Origin of the sequence: Buchnera aphidicola (Tuberolachnus salignus) (assembly GCF_900016785.1) — a bacterium.
Classification (GTDB): Bacteria; Pseudomonadota; Gammaproteobacteria; order Enterobacterales; family Enterobacteriaceae; genus Buchnera_F; species Buchnera_F aphidicola_M.
The window spans coordinates 240,200-255,312 of the sequence record NZ_LN890285.1; the positions used below are offsets into that span (position 1 = coordinate 240,200).

The following is a 15,113-nucleotide window of genomic DNA, read 5'->3' on the forward strand; positions in this document are numbered from 1 at the left end:
ATTTTAAATTTAGTATAAATTTTATATACATACTAAAATTTTAGGAGAATTACTATTTATGTTATGTATTTTTCTTTTTTTAATCATAAATTTTTCTGTAAATTTAATCTTAAGTTTAATATTATATCTATTTGGATTGCAATATCAAAATATTATTAATATTTTTTTATTATCTAGTTTTTTTGGATGCTTAAGTTCAATAATGTCATTATTCTTATCAAAATGGATTGCATTAAATACAGTACAAGGAAAAATAATAAATAATACAAAGAATCCAGAATTAAATTGGATCATATTATTTTTAAAAGATTTATCACATCAAATGAAAATTAAAATACCTGAAATTGCTATTTATCCTTCTGAAGATTTAAATGCATTTGCTACCGGTTTTTCAAAAAATAATTCCTTGATTGCTCTTTCTACTGGGTTATTAAATAAAATGAAAAAAAATGAAATAAAAGCTATTATTGCACATGAAATTTGTCATATTACAAATGGAGATATGTTAACAATGACATTAATACAAAGTGTATTAAATACATTTATTTTATTTTTTTCATATATTTTTACTAAAATTTTAGAAAATTTTTTCTTTAAAAAAAAAAAAAATAAAAATATTTTATTATTTTCTAATTCAATAATTTATATTTTTATCTCAATGATATTGGAATTCACATTAGGAATGTTAGCAAATATTGTAATTATGTGGTTTTCTAGAAAACGAGAATATTATGCTGATGCTGGAGCTTCTAAAATAATTGGAAAAAAAAATATGATATCAGCATTAGAAAATCTTAAAAATAGTATAGAACCTAATATTTCTCACAATTTAAGAACATTATATATACAAGGAAAACGTAATATTTTTTTAAATTTGTTTTTATCACATCCATCTATTGATGAACGTATTTTAGCATTAAAAAAAAATATTTATTTTAAATAAAATAAATTTTTTTAATATGATACTTTAAAAATAATATTTTAAATTTTATATTTAATAACTTTTTAAATCATTCTAAAAAATATAATGATATTTTAAAAATTAATACAAAATTTTTATATATATGGAGTATAAAAATGTTTTTTTTTTTAAATACAAAAAATTTAATTAATTTAATAACATTAATTATTTTGGAATTAATTCTAGGCATTGATAATATTGTTTTTATTTCTATTTTATCTGAAAAATTACCATCTTCGCAAAGAAATAAAGCGCAATATACAGGTTTAATTTTAGCTTTGTTTATGAGAATTATTATCTTATTATCATTTGCTTGTATAGTATCTTTTGAGACTATTGTTATAAAAAACAATTTTTTTTCTTTTTCAATACGTGATTTAATATTATTTTTTGGAGGTTTTTTTTTATTATTTAAAGCAATCATAGAATTATATGAACGTTTAAAACATTTAGAAGAAAAAAAAAATACACAAAAAAAATCTCCTAAATTTTGGTCTATTGTAATTCAAATTGTAATTTTAGATGCCATTTTTTCTATTGATTCAATTATTACAGCTGTTGGTATGGTAAACAATATTTCTCTTATGATCTGTGCTGTCACTATTTCTACTATATTAATGTTATTTATTTCAAAAATGATAACAAATTTTATTCGTCTACACCGTACTATTATGATTTTATGTTTAAGTTTTTTGTTAGTAATCGGTTTTAGTTTAATCTTAGAAGCTTGTGGAATTAAAATTCCAAAAGGATATTTATATGTTATTATTATATTTTCTTTAAGTATTGAATTTTTTAATCAAATTGAAAAAAAAAACTTTTTGAATCATCAATCAAAAAAACCTATACGTGTACGTACAGCAGAAACTATTTCTAAATTAATTTTTGGAATAGAAGAAAAAAAAAATATACATCAAAAGAAAGAAGATACTAAAAAAAAAAAATATAATCATTCTATTCACAAGACATCTAAATTAATTAAACCGTTTAAAGATGAAGAAAAATATATGTTAACAAGCGTATTAATGTTAGCAGATCGTTCAATTAGAAGTATTATGACTCCTAGAGTAGAAATTTCTTGGATTAATTTAGATCATTCAAATGAAAAAATTAAAACGCAATTACTAGACACTCCTCATAATTTATTTCCAGTATGTAAAGGAGAATTAGATGAAGTTATAGGCGTAGTTCTTGCTAAAGAATTATTAAATGAAATTTATAAAAATTCTAATTTATATGTTTTTTGTCAAAAAAAACCTCCAATTATTATTCCTGACACTTTAGATCCTATTAAATTATTAAGAGTCGTAAGACATTCTAAAGGTAGTTTAATTTTAATTAGTAATGAATTTGGATTTATTTTAGGACTTATTACACCGGTAGATATTTTAGAAACAATTGCGGGAGATTTTCCAGATGCTGATGAAACTCCAGATATTATACATGAAAAAAATAGTTTTTTAGTGAAAGGAACAACAGATTTATATACTTTAAAACAAGTTTTAAAAATTAAAAAATTTGTAAAAAATGAAAATTATATTTCGTTAGCTGGATTATTAATTTCTCAAACAGGAAAATTTCCTATTCCAGGGGACAAAATTTATATTTCTTCTTTTTGTTTTGAAATTATTGAATCAACAAAATATCAAATTAAATTAGTACGTGTTAAGAATATCAATTTTAAAAACAATTAAATTAAAATTTAACTATATGAAAAATCGTGATGAAATCAAATTTGACAATACTAGCTATTGAAACTACTTTCGATAATTGCTCTATAGCATTATTACATAATAATGTTTTGTATCAAAATAAAAAACTATGTTTTCAACAACATGAAAAACATATTTTAAATATGATCACTAAAATTTTAAAAAAATCAAATATTAATTTTAAGCATATACAAATAATAGCATATAATGAAGGTCCAGGAAATTTTACAGGAATACGAATTTCTACAATTGTTGCTAATGCGTTATCAATGAGTTTAAATATTCCTATTTTTAATTTTTCTACTTTTCAAATCATATCTGAACAAATTTGGTTAAAATATTTTATTAAAAAAATTTTAATAAAATTAAAAATTTCTAAAAATTATATTTTTATTGGTAAATTTTTTAGAAACATAAAAAATCAATGGATTGGAACATATCAACAATATACATCTAAAAATATCGACAAAAAATATATTTTAAATAATTTATTTACAGGTCTCTGGGCTATTGTAGGTTTTATGCCAATTGAAAAAATACAAAAAAAAGAAACAAAATTTTTACAAATAAAAATTAAAAATATACGAGCACAAGATATTATTTCTTGTGTATTATCTAAAATAAAAAATATACAATATTTTGAAAAATTTTACAAACATCCTATATATTTAAAAAATACTATATTATCTAAAAAATAAAAAATTATTTTGATAAAAAAATATTTAATTCTAAAATAGAAACATTTTTATGTCTTTTTTCACATTGAATTTTAACCATATCTGGTGTGATATTTACATATTTAGAAATAACATGTAATAATTCATTTTTTAATTTAGGAAAATAATCAGGTTCTTGATCATATTTTTTTTGTTCTGCAATAATAATTTGCAAACGTTTTTTAGCTACTGATGCTGTTTTTTTTTGTTTAGATAAAAAAAAATTTAAAATTGACATATTTATCTCCGAAATAACCATTGTAAAAAACTTTTTTTTTTATATTTTATAAAACGAAATGGAACGTTTTTTCCAATCAAGCGCTGTACAGTATCTTGATATGCTTTTCCTGCATTAGAAGAAGAATTTAAGATTATGGAAGTCCCTTGATTGGAAGATCTTAAAACAAAATTATCTTCAGGAATAATCCCTATTAATGGTATTCTTAAAATATCTAATACATCATCTTTACTTAACATATCACCATTTTTTACTTTTTTAGGATTGTAACGAGTTAATAATAAATGTTCTTTAATTGGCGTTTTTTTCATTTCAGCTCGTTGAGATTTCGAAGCTAAAATTCCTAAAATACGATCAGAATCTCTTACTGAAGAAATTTCTGGATTAGTAATGATGATTGCTTCATCTGCAAAATATAATGCTAAAAGAGCTCCTTTTTCAATACCTGCTGGAGAATCACAAATTATAAAATCAAAATTCATATCTTTTAATAAATTTAAAATTTTTTCTACTCCTTTTTTTGTTAAAGAATCTTTATCTCGAGTTTGAGAAGCAGGTAAAATAAATAAATTAGGAGTTTTTTTATCACGAATTAAAGCTTGTGTAATTATTGCTTCTTCATTAATTACATTTAAAAAATCATATACTACACGTCTCTCACAACCCATTATTAAATCTAAATTTCTTAATCCTATATCAAAATCTATTACTACTGTTTTATAACCTAATATTGCTAATCCGGTAGCTATAGAGGCACTGGAAGTTGTTTTCCCAACTCCTCCTTTTCCAGATGTAACCACAATAATACGAGACATTTATATAAACTCCTTTAATAAAAAATATATAAATTAAAAATTTTGAATTATTATTTTTTTTTTTTTTAAAAAAATTTTTACCATTTTGTTAATATATTTTTTTGAATTATTTTCTAAAATTAAATATTCTCCAGCAATAGAAACTAATTCAGCGCATAAATGAGAACAAAAAATTTGACTAGTAACGTCCCCTTTAGCTCCTGCTAAAACTTTCCCACGCATAACACCATAAATATGAACATTTCTATCGGAAATAATTTCAGCGCCAGCACTCACATTACTTTGAATAATAATATCAACATTTGGAAAATAAATTTTTTGACCTGATCGTACAGGATTCGTAATAATTTGAGTTTTTAATTCATTTTTTACACTTTTAGAAATTTTTTGTGTATAATTAAATATTGGAGAAGAAGAATAAAAATGTTCTTTTCCTTCTAACAAAACTGGAATTCCTGATTTTAATAAAAAATTTTTTACATGGATGTTATTACATCCACTTACACCAATAACTAAAAATCCTATAGAAAACATCATATTTTTAATTTCTTTCCAATTAATAGAATATGATAATTTTGAAATATTTAAAATAATTGGCGCATACTGAAAAAATTTAGGAGATTTTTTAATAATTTTTAGTAATTTTTTTTTTAAACAATTAAGAGAAATATTTTTTAAATAAATAACTGTAATTGTAAAATTTTTACCTTTCATAACTATAGAATTTTCAGACATTTTTAAACTCAACGTACGAAAAATTTATCATAAATAGATTTTATTAAATATAATTCATATAATATTTTTTAAAATTATTTTCATTTAAAAAAATAAATATAATTATTTTTAATTATTATTAATATTAATATTATATAGGTTTATATAATTTTATATGAATACAACAATAAATATTGTACAAAAATATCGTAAAGAAAATAAAATTTTGTTTAATAATATAAATTTCAATAAAACATCCAATATAATTTTTTCAGGATATTTAAATAATTTAACAACTGATATATTTAATTTAAAGAAATATACATTATATTCACAGAAATGTCATATTTTTCAAATATTTCCTAAAAATATACATAAAAACATTATATTTAACACATATCGTATAAAACAACAAATTAAAAAATATAAAATTCTTATTTATTTTTGGTCAAAAAATAAAAAAGAAAATGTTTTTGAATTAAATTTTTTATTTTCTAAATTACAAAAAAAATGTAAAATTTATATTATAGGATCTAAAAAAAGTGGTATTAATAGTATTGTAAAATTATTTGTCAAAAAAATAAATTTTTATAAAATAGATTCTAAATCTCAATATTATTTATATTTTGGAATCCTTAAACAATCAATTAACTTTTGTCAAAAAAAATTTTTTAAAATACATTATTGGAAAAATTTTAAAATTTTTCATTTACCTGGTGTATTTGGTTATAAAAAAATAGATGAAGGTAGTCTTTTATTAATTTCAACATTTAAAAAAAAAATACATGGAAAAATATTAGATTTATGTTCAGGATCTGGAATATTAAGTGTTGCATTATTTCAAATTAATAAAAAGATAAAATTATACTTAAGTGATATATCTAAACATGCATTATATTCAAGTAAAAAAACACTTTTAACAAATAAAATACCAGGAATATTTTATACAAGTAATATGTTTTTTAATATTTTTGAGAAATTTGATATGATTATTTCAAATCCTCCTGTACATAATGATTTATTCTTAAATTTTTCAATTCTTTTTGAACTTATTAAAATTTCTAAAAAATTTTTAAAAAAAAAAGGAGAATTACGAATTGTGATTAATACTTTTGTATCATGTGATTTTTTATTTAAAAAAAACTTTAAAAAATATAAAATATTAAAAAAAAATAAAAAATATAAAATCTATCAAGCTTATAAATAAAAAAATTAAATAATATATACCCAGAGCGGGACTTGAACCCGCAAGACTATTTTCAAGTCGAGGGATTTTAAGTCCCTTGTGTCTACCAATTTCACCATCCGGGCTTTAATAAAATTTTTTTATAATTTTTTTATAAAGCGCATCCCGGAATCGAACCGGGTTACACGGATTTGCAATCCGTTGCATAACCAATCTGCCAACGCGCTTTTTAATTTTTTATAAAAAAAATTTTTAGGAGGAAGAGAGATTCGAACTCTCGAATAATTTCTTATTGGCGGTTTTCAAGACCGCTGCCTTCAACCACTCAGCCATTCCTCCAAATTATTCTTTAATAATAAAATATTTTACAGAAAAAAAATAAATTGTAAAGAAAATTATTTTATTTTTTATATATATTAAAAAATTTTATTCGAATAATTTAAAATGTTATTTTTTTTCTTGGTAATGAAGATATTTTTATTACTACTCTACGGTCAAATTTAAAAGAATTTTTTAAATTTTTAGTATTATGTATTATAGAATTTGTTTTTTGACTAAAAAAACTTGTGCTTCCTAAACCGCGAACAAACATTTTTTTTATTGGAAAATTATTTAAATGTAAAAAATCTGCAACAATTTGAGCACGTTTTTCAGATAATTTTTTATTTTCTTCTGGAAGACCTAATTGATCTGAATACCCAGTGATTTCAATAAATTTCTGATTTAAATTATATTTTTTTATTTGTTTGACTAAATTTTCTAAAATATTTTTAGAATTTTGAGACAAAGTAAAACTTTTTGAAGGAAATAAGATAGTTTTTTCAAAATTAGGATTTAAAAATTTTTTATTTTTATACTGAAGATCATTAACTATATTTTTTTTATGCGAAATATGATTCGATAAAATAGGTCGAAAAGTATTTATGTGAGTATTTTTCACATTAGATTCAAAATTATTGAAATTCCAAGATATACCCACATTACAACAACCCCATACAGATTTTTCTAAAGGAGCAAAACCATCTTGTAAAATTTTTTTGAAATTATAATCAAAATGTAAATTAGTATTTGGATTAAAGAAATAATCTAATCCTACTGCTAATACAGGACGAATATTATATTGTGGTTGAATATTTTTCGAAATAGCTTTTAAAGAATCTGTTTTTACAGGAGTCGGAACTACTTCTGGAGTAGGAGTAGTAACAACTGGTTGTTGTGGTGTTTGTGGTTCTGTTACTTCTTTCGGAGTTTCACTTCCACCTTCATTTTCTGCTGCAGGTTGGTCTGAAGATTCAGTCGCGCCTTCATTTTCTGCTGCAGGTTGAGCTGGAGCTTCAGTCGCACCTTCATTTTCTGCTGCAGGTTGAGCTGGAGCTTCAGCAGCTGGAGCAGCAGCTTGAACTTCCGGAGTTGGAGGAGTAACAGGTTTTTCTACTACTACTGGCTCTTTTATTTCTGATTGTGTTGGTTTAATTGAATTGTATACTTCATAAGAAGTACCAATACGTGCATAAGCATTTAAAGATGAAGATAATGGAATAGAAAATTTAGCTGTTCCATTTAAATCATAATTATATATATCTGGGAAATCAAATTTTAAAAATGGTAACATTTTTCCTGAAACATTACTTTCCATTTGAAAACTCAAATAAGGATTAAATTTATATCCTACAAAACCTCCTAAATTAAAATCTCTAACGCAATTAAAAAAATTAGAAATTTTTATTACTTCTTCTTTTTCTTGGATCTTAACTGAAGACTCTATAGGCAATATGTTGTTTTTTATTCCAACATACCAATAATTATGATTCGATGTTTCAACTGCTGAAACAGGAGTCATCATACTAGACATCATAATAACAAAAAAAAATAGTATTTTTTTCATAAAAGAACTCATAATTTAAAAATGTTAAAATATATAAATCTAAATATTATAATTTGATCGTAATTAATGTTCTCAATATATTTTATATTATTTCATAATTTCAAAAAATTGTTTAATTTTTTTTAAAAAAATATTTTTTATATATAACGTTTATATATATAATTTTGAATTTCTAATTTTTAATTAAATTATTAATGTGTTATTTTATAATAAAAATGTTGTAAATTAATACCTGTAACTTTTAATGATAATAAATATATACTACTACTACAAATACCAACTAATAAAATTCGTATTATTCGAATAAATATATTTCCAGCATGCCATGAAGGTATAAAATATAAAATAAAATATGAAAAAATAGCCATAATTAATGTTGACAAAAACACTTTCCATAAAAAATTTAACCATCCTGGTTGTGGACTATAAATTTTTGTTCTACATAATGCAATAAATAATAAAATAGAATTAATCCATGCTGAAATACTAATTGATAAAGCTAATCCGGATTGTTTTAAAAAAAATACAAAAATAGCATTAAAAATTTGTGTTACAACTAAAATTATAAAAGAAATTTTCATTGGAGTAACAACATTTTTAATAGAATAAAAAGCTGTCGATAATACTTTAATTGACATTAAAGCAATAATTCCAGAAGTATAACACAAAAGAATTTTTTGTGTCATTATAGTATCAAAATCAGTAAAATGTCCATATTCAAATAAAGAAATAATTAAAGGTTTAGAAAAAATAAATAAAAATGCAGTACCGGGAAAAGATAACAACACAGAAATACGTAATCCCCAATCTAATAATTTAGAATATTCTAAAGTAGAATTTAAAGTGTGATGTTTAATTAATTTAGGAAAAATTAATGTACTCACAGATACTCCTAATACTCCTACTGGAAATTCCATTAATCGATCTGCATAATATAACCAAGAAATAGATCCTGAATTAAATAAAGAAGCAATAATACTATTAATTACTAATGAAATTTGACCAGCAGCAACACCCAAAATAGCAGGAGAAATACGTTGTAAAACTTTTTTTAAACCTTCATTTTTATAATTTAATTTAGGCAATATTAAAATCTTTTTAGAATACAAAGTAGGAATTTGATATCCAATTTGCAACATTCCTCCGATTATAATACCCCATCCTAAAGAAGTAATTTGAGGATTAAAACATGCTGGTTTAAAAAATGTGCTTAATAAAGTAAAAAAAATAATACTAAAATTTAATAAAATAGGTGAAAATGAAGGTAAAAAAAAACAATCATAAGTATATAAAATTGATGAAATAAAAGAAGATAAAGAAACTAAAAAAATATATGGAAAAATAATTTTAAATAATTGAATTCCTAACTGTAATTTATTAATATCTTTTGAAAAACCTGGAGATGTTATTAATACAATTGAGGACGGAAAAAATATTCCTAACATTACAAAAAATCCTAATAATAATAATAATACCCCAAACATGGTAGCAATAAAATTTTTAATAGTTTTTTCATCATATCGTGTTTTATATTCAGATAAAACTGGAATAAAAGCTTGCGAGAATGCTCCATCTGAAAAAATTCTACGTAAAAGATTAGGAATTTTAAAAATTGAAAAAAATACATCTGTTTCTACGGAAGCTCCAAATGTATAAGCAATTAAAAAATCTCGAATAAATCCTAGAATACGACAACTTGACGTTATAATACTAATTGAAGCTAAAGATTTCAAAAGATTCATTGTATATAACCTTGGTCACTTTTTACTTTTGAGAATAATAGCATAATTAATTATACAATTTAAAATATAATCATTATGCATCTTATATAATATATTAAAATCAATTTTTTTATAATATATTTTTTTAATAAATTCAAGAATTATATTTAAAATATTGTTTTTATAAAAAAAAATATAAAATATATATAATAAATTTTTAATTATATTGAAAAAATTTTTAAAAATATTAATTTTAAACAATATATAATATATTTTTTTAAAAAATATAATCTTTTTAAGATTCAATTTATTTTTTCAAAAATTATGTAATTTTTATAATTTTTTTTTTAAAAATTTTATATGGTCACTATTTAAAAAAATTAAAATTTTATTTTATTAAGAATATTTAATACGTTTCTTTATTTCATTTTTTATAATTTATAAAATCTATAAAATTTATAAAAATTTTTAAAAATATAACAAATTATATTTTTAATATCTACTTTTATTTTTAAAAAATTTTTTTTATTATAAAAATATATAAATTTTTTTATCTTTTCTTAATTTTCCATATAAAATTTTTTTTTTATTAAACATTACTTTTGTTTCTTGATTTATTTTAGAATTTTGTAAAGATTTTCCAAAAATTTTTATAATAAATCCTTTTCCATGTATCATAATTGGAACTATGTCTCCAGATTTTATAAGCCAAACAGATTCTAAATTTTGATACGAAAATGGTTCATAAATTGACATTTTTTGTTTTAATTTTTTATTTAAAATTTTTTTGATATCAAGAATAGAAGTAGCAATTGTATGTTTAATATTTAAATATTTTTTTGTAATATCAGATTTAGAAACAATAGTTCCACTTTTTAAAAATTTAGAAGCCACAAAATATTTATGTAGTGTAGAATTATGATTGATATTTTTTTGTTTTAAAAAACTCTTATTTTTTTTCTTCTTTAAAGGAAAACTCTTATTTTTTTTCTTCTTTAAAGGAAAACTCTTATTTTTTTTCTTCTTTAAAGGAAAACTCTTATTTTTTTTCTTTTTTAAAAAAAAACTCTTATTTTTTTTCTTCTTTAAAAAAATTTTTTTTTTAGAAATTTTTAAGTTATTAAAGAAATCTTTTAAATTATTTTTATTCTTAATTCGATTTACAAAAAAATTTTTCGATAATATATTAGAACTATATAATATATTTTTTTCTTTTAAAAAAAAATTTTTATTATTTTCTATATTTGATATAGGTAAAAAAAATATTTTAAAAATTTCTAATAATAAAAGAAAAAAAAATTTAAATAACATAACATCTCCTTTTTAAAAATTTTTTTTATAAAAAACATTATATAAAATATTGAAAAATATAAATATATTTTTTTTAATATATTTAAAGAAAAAAACAATTTACTATTTTTTTTTCTAAAGATAAAATTATTTAATTTTAATTTTTTAATTGAGAAAAAAAATGTTATCACATCTTCAAAAATTTTTTGAATTAGATAAAATAGCATTAGAATTATTAATTTATCAACAAAAACTTATTTTATCTAATATAACGAATATTCAAAGAAAAAAATATGTTTCAAAAAATATAAATTTTAAAAAAGCTTTTATAGAAGCTGTTAAACAAAGACAAAAAGATTTTAATAATTCTAATTTTAAAATTGACTATTCTAAAATTGTTATTGAAAAAAGAAAAAATATCCCTAATTCTAAGAATATTAAAAATAATAAAAATTTAGATATAGAACGTATTGAATTTTTAAAAAATTCTATTTTATATCAAAAACTTTTATCAAATATAAAACAAAGAGAACACATTTTTTTAAATGCAATTGGAGTTATTAAATAATTATGAATTCTTTATTAGATTCTTTTGATATTGCTGCATCTTCTTTAATTGCGCAATCAGAACTAAAACGTATTAATATTAAAAATTTAGCTTATTCTGAGAGTTTAATAAAAAAAAATAATGGGTCATATGAACCTTATACTCCAGAAACAGCAATTGTTAAATTTCTTCCAATTAATAAAAATGAAAAAAATATTGGAGGTATATACATAGAAAAAATTATACAAAAAAAAAAACCAATAAATTTTATTTATCAACCTAATAATGTATTAGCTAATAAAAAAGGATACATACCTAATAATAATACTACTCCTTTAAACGAAACAATTAAAAATATTGATATTTCTTTACAATATAAAATGAGTGTTGAAATTTTAAAAACTATTAAAAATTTAATTTTGAAAACATTATCATTATATGAAAACTAATTTTTAAAAAAGGAGATTATATGAATTTTAGTAATCTGAAGAAAATATTCCAAATGTATAATAAACATATTAATATAGTAAAAAAGAAAAAATTTTTAAAAAATAAAAATACTATTCGAACTCAATTAAATTTTTTAAAAATTTTATCTTCAGAACTAAAAAATCAAGATCCAACTCAACCAGTAAAAAATAGTCAATTAATATCTCAAATTACTCAAATGCAAATTAATGACAGAATTCAAAAAATCCATTATAATACTGAAAAAATATTAAAATGTATCCAATCAAATTCATTATCAAATTTATTAAATACAAAAAATAAACAAACATTATTTAATAATAATCAAGATAACAATATAAAAAAAAAAAAATTCCAATTTTTTTAAAAATGTACAAAAATTTTAAAAAGTTAATAAAAAATATTTTTAATACTAATTATTAATTAGTATGTTTAAAAAAATAATAAAATAAAATTAATAAAAAATTGATATAATAAATTTTTATAATTAATTTTTTATTTTATAAATGTATTTTCTTTTACTTACAGTGAGTTTAAAAAATGAACAAAACATTAAAAACTATTTTACAATCTGCAAACAATAATTTACAAAAGCAAAAAATTTTTTCTAATAATATAGCAAATATTTCAACACCTGGATTTAAAGAACAATATGTATATCAAGTGCAAAAGAAAAATCATAATAAAGACATACAAAATGTTAACCAAGTATTCGTTAATTTAAAACGTGGAAATTTTAAAAAGATTGATAATTCTAAATATCTAACTACCAAAAAAAATAATTGGATTGCTGTTTTAGATACAGATTTAGATATCGCTTTTATGCAAACAGGAAAATTAGAATTAAATAAAAAAGGAGAATTATTATTAAACAAATTACCAATTTTAAATGTTAATGATGAAACTATTATTTCTCCAACCCATAAAATGCCAAAAATTTTATCTGATGGAAAAGTTGTCTTAAATTTTAAAAAAAATAATAAATTATCACAAAAATTTTTAGGACAAATAAAAGTATTAAAATTTTTACCAGAAGATTTATTATATATTAATCATGGAAAATATTTTCTAAAAGATACTGGAATGATTAAATATACACAAAACCAATTACGTCGTTTTGGTATTGATACTCCAGAAATTACAGATGAATTAGAAGAAAGTAATGTTAATATTACTGAAAACTTAATTAATATGATGGCTTCTGTTCGAAATTTTGAATCAAATATGAAAACAATTTCTACTGAACAAGAAAATGAAGAAAAATCAAATACTTTATTAAACGGTGTTCTGTAAATATTAGTAAGGAAAATTTTTATGATGTCAACATTATGGATTGCAAAAACTGGACTTGAAGCACAACAAATTAATATGAACGTTATTGCGAATAATTTAGCAAACGTTAATACTACAGGATTTAAACGATCGCATGCAATTTTTGAAGATTTAATTTATAAAAATTTAAATCATTCTCATTTAATTACCCAAAAAAAATCTAAAAAACCGAATTCAATACAAATAGGAACAGGTGTAAGACCAATCGCTACGGAAAAAATTTTTACTATGGGAAATTTTTCAAAAACTCATTCTTGGAAAAATTTAGTTATTAATGGAGAAGGATTTTTTAAAATTTTATTACCAAATAAACATTCACTTTATACACGTGATGGTTCATTTCAAATTAACTCGAAAAGACAATTAGTAACTCATCATGGTTATGTTGTATCTCCAGAAATCAAAATTCCAGAAAACGCTGAAACTTTAAAAATTGATCGTGAAGGTATTGTGACCTCTAGAACAAAAGATTCTATAGAACCTCAAATGTTAGGTCAATATACTATTTTTAATTTTCCTAATGTTTCAGGATTAAAAAATGTAGGATCAAATTGTTATAAATCTACTTCTTCTTCTGGAGAAGCAATAGAAGGAAAACCTGGAAACATAGGATATGGAGAATTATATCAAGGCTTTTTAGAGACTTCAAATGTAAATGTTGCAGAAGAATTAGTTAATATGATACAAGCGCAACGCGCATATGAAATTAATAGTAAAGTATTAACGGCTACTGATCAAATGTTACAAAAATTAACTCAATTATAATTATGAAAAAATGAAAAAAAAATCTGTTTTTAAACATTTTATAAAAATTTTAAAATTATTTTTATTAATATTATCTCTGTTTTTTTTAAATGTTAGTTATAGTAACGTTATTGATTCTTCTGTACAAAATACAAAATTTACACAAAAATATAAAAATAAAGAAATGTATAAAAGATATTATTATCATAATTGGTTTGAAGATCATCCTCAATATCAAATTGGTGATAATATCACTGTTTTTTTACACGAAAACATCATGGCAAAAAACAAAACATATAATAATTTACATAATACTGGAAAAAATTTTTTAAAAATTCAATCTTTTGTTTTTTATTTAATAAACAAAATTTTTCAAAAAAAAAAAATACATACAATTCCATTATTAAATACTATTGGAAACAAATTTTCTACAGATACGAATCGATCAATAGAAAAAAATACTTTTATCGGTTTAATTACTGTAACAATTAAAAAAATTTTACCCAATAGAAATTTACAAGTATCTGGAAAAAATTCTATTTTTATTAATGGAAATATAGAATCTATATATTTTTCTGGAGTCTTAAATCCAAATTCTATTAAACATAATAAAATTTCTTCGTCAAAAGTTTCTCATAAATATATTCAATATACGACACGAAAGATCAAAAAAAAAACTAGCTTTTTAAACAACTTCAAAAAAAAATTTATAAAATTTTTTTATTTTTAGAAAAAAATTGAATTTAGAAAATTTTTAAGATTTTTATAATTTTTTCAAGGTATT

The 15,113-nt window shown here is 20.5% G+C and carries 16 protein-coding genes and 3 tRNA genes; 10 read left to right on the top strand and 9 right to left on the bottom strand.

Annotated elements, in window-relative coordinates; genetic code table 11:
- Positions 1 to 58 precede the first annotated feature (58 nt).
- From htpX to tsaB, 3 genes are all read left to right on the top strand, one after another.
- Complete coding sequence (gene htpX / locus BTSPAZIEG_RS01055; protein ID WP_075472622.1) at positions 59 to 943, top strand: protease HtpX; 885 nt, start codon at positions 59 to 61, stop codon at positions 941 to 943.
- Between the two features lie 134 nt (positions 944 to 1,077).
- Positions 1,078 to 2,655: a TerC family protein gene (locus tag BTSPAZIEG_RS01060; RefSeq protein ID WP_075472625.1), complete on the top strand. Its 1,578-nt coding sequence runs from the start codon at positions 1,078 to 1,080 to the stop codon at positions 2,653 to 2,655.
- Between the two features lie 29 nt (positions 2,656 to 2,684).
- Positions 2,685 to 3,371: a tRNA (adenosine(37)-N6)-threonylcarbamoyltransferase complex dimerization subunit type 1 TsaB gene (gene tsaB, locus BTSPAZIEG_RS01065; RefSeq protein WP_075472627.1), complete on the top strand. Its 687-nt coding sequence runs from the start codon at positions 2,685 to 2,687 to the stop codon at positions 3,369 to 3,371.
- Between the two features lie 4 nt (positions 3,372 to 3,375).
- Here tsaB and minE read toward each other — a convergent pair whose 3' ends face one another.
- From minE to minC, 3 genes are read right to left on the bottom strand one after another with little or no spacing between them, the layout of a single operon-like run.
- Positions 3,376 to 3,627, bottom strand: coding sequence for a cell division topological specificity factor MinE (gene minE, locus BTSPAZIEG_RS01070; RefSeq protein WP_075472629.1), 252 nt, complete (start codon positions 3,625 to 3,627; stop codon positions 3,376 to 3,378).
- Positions 3,628 to 3,629: 2 nt separating this feature from the next.
- Positions 3,630 to 4,442, bottom strand: coding sequence for a septum site-determining protein MinD (gene minD / locus BTSPAZIEG_RS01075; RefSeq protein ID WP_075472630.1), 813 nt, complete (start codon positions 4,440 to 4,442; stop codon positions 3,630 to 3,632).
- Between the two features lie 33 nt (positions 4,443 to 4,475).
- Positions 4,476 to 5,177 carry a septum site-determining protein MinC gene (gene minC, locus BTSPAZIEG_RS01080; protein WP_075472631.1) on the bottom strand — a complete coding sequence of 234 codons (702 nt, stop codon included), beginning with the start codon at positions 5,175 to 5,177 and terminating at the stop codon, positions 4,476 to 4,478.
- A gap of 154 nt (positions 5,178 to 5,331) precedes the next feature.
- Here minC and BTSPAZIEG_RS01085 point away from each other — a divergent pair, with 154 nt between their 5' ends.
- On the top strand, positions 5,332 to 6,363 hold the full coding sequence (locus BTSPAZIEG_RS01085; RefSeq protein ID WP_075472632.1) for a methyltransferase: 1,032 nt from the start codon (positions 5,332 to 5,334) through the stop codon (positions 6,361 to 6,363).
- Between the two features lie 17 nt (positions 6,364 to 6,380).
- On the opposite strand, the gene BTSPAZIEG_RS01090 is transcribed toward BTSPAZIEG_RS01085, so the two are convergent.
- The 6 genes from BTSPAZIEG_RS01090 to flgA all read right to left on the bottom strand — a co-directional run bounded on the left by BTSPAZIEG_RS01090 (position 6,381) and on the right by flgA (position 11,259).
- Positions 6,381 to 6,467 (bottom strand) — tRNA-Leu (locus BTSPAZIEG_RS01090).
- A 31-nt stretch (positions 6,468 to 6,498) separates the two neighbouring features.
- Positions 6,499 to 6,569: transfer RNA gene (locus BTSPAZIEG_RS01095), tRNA-Cys, on the bottom strand.
- Positions 6,570 to 6,596: 27 nt separating this feature from the next.
- Positions 6,597 to 6,681, bottom strand: a tRNA-Ser gene (locus tag BTSPAZIEG_RS01100).
- 100 nt (positions 6,682 to 6,781) lie between these two features.
- Positions 6,782 to 8,227, bottom strand: coding sequence for an OmpA family protein (locus BTSPAZIEG_RS01105; RefSeq protein WP_075472633.1), 1,446 nt, complete (start codon positions 8,225 to 8,227; stop codon positions 6,782 to 6,784).
- Positions 8,228 to 8,418: 191 nt separating this feature from the next.
- On the bottom strand, positions 8,419 to 9,969 hold the full coding sequence (gene murJ / locus BTSPAZIEG_RS01110; protein WP_075472634.1) for a murein biosynthesis integral membrane protein MurJ: 1,551 nt from the start codon (positions 9,967 to 9,969) through the stop codon (positions 8,419 to 8,421).
- A 507-nt stretch (positions 9,970 to 10,476) separates the two neighbouring features.
- Positions 10,477 to 11,259 carry a flagellar basal body P-ring formation chaperone FlgA gene (gene flgA, locus BTSPAZIEG_RS01120; protein ID WP_075472636.1) on the bottom strand — a complete coding sequence of 261 codons (783 nt, stop codon included), beginning with the start codon at positions 11,257 to 11,259 and terminating at the stop codon, positions 10,477 to 10,479.
- Between the two features lie 160 nt (positions 11,260 to 11,419).
- On the opposite strand from flgA, the gene BTSPAZIEG_RS01130 reads away from it, so the two are divergent.
- The 6 genes from BTSPAZIEG_RS01130 to BTSPAZIEG_RS01155 all read left to right on the top strand — a co-directional run bounded on the left by BTSPAZIEG_RS01130 (position 11,420) and on the right by BTSPAZIEG_RS01155 (position 15,059).
- Positions 11,420 to 11,806 carry a hypothetical protein gene (locus BTSPAZIEG_RS01130; RefSeq protein WP_075472638.1) on the top strand — a complete coding sequence of 129 codons (387 nt, stop codon included), beginning with the start codon at positions 11,420 to 11,422 and terminating at the stop codon, positions 11,804 to 11,806.
- Between the two features lie 2 nt (positions 11,807 to 11,808).
- Positions 11,809 to 12,234 (top strand): hypothetical protein, encoded by a 426-nt coding sequence (gene flgC / locus BTSPAZIEG_RS01135; RefSeq protein ID WP_075472639.1) that lies wholly within the window; start codon positions 11,809 to 11,811, stop codon positions 12,232 to 12,234.
- Positions 12,235 to 12,254: 20 nt separating this feature from the next.
- The gene (locus BTSPAZIEG_RS01140) at positions 12,255 to 12,620 is read left to right on the top strand and encodes a flagellar hook capping FlgD N-terminal domain-containing protein (protein WP_075472640.1); all 366 of its coding nucleotides are present in this window, start codon (positions 12,255 to 12,257) and stop codon (positions 12,618 to 12,620) included.
- Between the two features lie 173 nt (positions 12,621 to 12,793).
- Positions 12,794 to 13,546 carry a flagellar basal body rod C-terminal domain-containing protein gene (locus BTSPAZIEG_RS01145; protein ID WP_075472641.1) on the top strand — a complete coding sequence of 251 codons (753 nt, stop codon included), beginning with the start codon at positions 12,794 to 12,796 and terminating at the stop codon, positions 13,544 to 13,546.
- 21 nt (positions 13,547 to 13,567) lie between these two features.
- On the top strand, positions 13,568 to 14,350 hold the full coding sequence (flgG, locus tag BTSPAZIEG_RS01150) for a flagellar basal-body rod protein FlgG (protein WP_075472643.1): 783 nt from the start codon (positions 13,568 to 13,570) through the stop codon (positions 14,348 to 14,350).
- A gap of 10 nt (positions 14,351 to 14,360) precedes the next feature.
- A complete protein-coding gene (locus tag BTSPAZIEG_RS01155) occupies positions 14,361 to 15,059 on the top strand; it encodes a flagellar basal body L-ring protein FlgH (RefSeq protein WP_075472645.1) in 699 nt (232 codons plus the stop codon).
- Positions 15,060 to 15,113: the final 54 nt, after the last annotated feature.

What these genes read in the sequence shown, in the direction of transcription:
- htpX (WP_075472622.1), top strand. Translation starts at nt 59, where the DNA reads ATGTTATGTATTTTTCTTTTTTTAATCATAAATTTTTCTGTAAATTTA.
- BTSPAZIEG_RS01060 (WP_075472625.1), top strand. Translation starts at nt 1,078, where the DNA reads ATGTTTTTTTTTTTAAATACAAAAAATTTAATTAATTTAATAACATTA.
- tsaB (WP_075472627.1), top strand. Translation starts at nt 2,685, where the DNA reads ATGAAATCAAATTTGACAATACTAGCTATTGAAACTACTTTCGATAAT.
- minE (WP_075472629.1), bottom strand. Translation starts at nt 3,627, where the DNA reads ATGTCAATTTTAAATTTTTTTTTATCTAAACAAAAAAAAACAGCATCA.
- minD (WP_075472630.1), bottom strand. Translation starts at nt 4,442, where the DNA reads ATGTCTCGTATTATTGTGGTTACATCTGGAAAAGGAGGAGTTGGGAAA.
- minC (WP_075472631.1), bottom strand. Translation starts at nt 5,177, where the DNA reads ATGTCTGAAAATTCTATAGTTATGAAAGGTAAAAATTTTACAATTACA.
- BTSPAZIEG_RS01085 (WP_075472632.1), top strand. Translation starts at nt 5,332, where the DNA reads ATGAATACAACAATAAATATTGTACAAAAATATCGTAAAGAAAATAAA.
- BTSPAZIEG_RS01105 (WP_075472633.1), bottom strand. Translation starts at nt 8,227, where the DNA reads ATGAAAAAAATACTATTTTTTTTTGTTATTATGATGTCTAGTATGATG.
- murJ (WP_075472634.1), bottom strand. Translation starts at nt 9,969, where the DNA reads ATGAATCTTTTGAAATCTTTAGCTTCAATTAGTATTATAACGTCAAGT.
- flgA (WP_075472636.1), bottom strand. Translation starts at nt 11,259, where the DNA reads ATGTTATTTAAATTTTTTTTTCTTTTATTATTAGAAATTTTTAAAATA.
- BTSPAZIEG_RS01130 (WP_075472638.1), top strand. Translation starts at nt 11,420, where the DNA reads ATGTTATCACATCTTCAAAAATTTTTTGAATTAGATAAAATAGCATTA.
- flgC (WP_075472639.1), top strand. Translation starts at nt 11,809, where the DNA reads ATGAATTCTTTATTAGATTCTTTTGATATTGCTGCATCTTCTTTAATT.
- BTSPAZIEG_RS01140 (WP_075472640.1), top strand. Translation starts at nt 12,255, where the DNA reads ATGAATTTTAGTAATCTGAAGAAAATATTCCAAATGTATAATAAACAT.
- BTSPAZIEG_RS01145 (WP_075472641.1), top strand. Translation starts at nt 12,794, where the DNA reads ATGAACAAAACATTAAAAACTATTTTACAATCTGCAAACAATAATTTA.
- flgG (WP_075472643.1), top strand. Translation starts at nt 13,568, where the DNA reads ATGATGTCAACATTATGGATTGCAAAAACTGGACTTGAAGCACAACAA.
- BTSPAZIEG_RS01155 (WP_075472645.1), top strand. Translation starts at nt 14,361, where the DNA reads ATGAAAAAAAAATCTGTTTTTAAACATTTTATAAAAATTTTAAAATTA.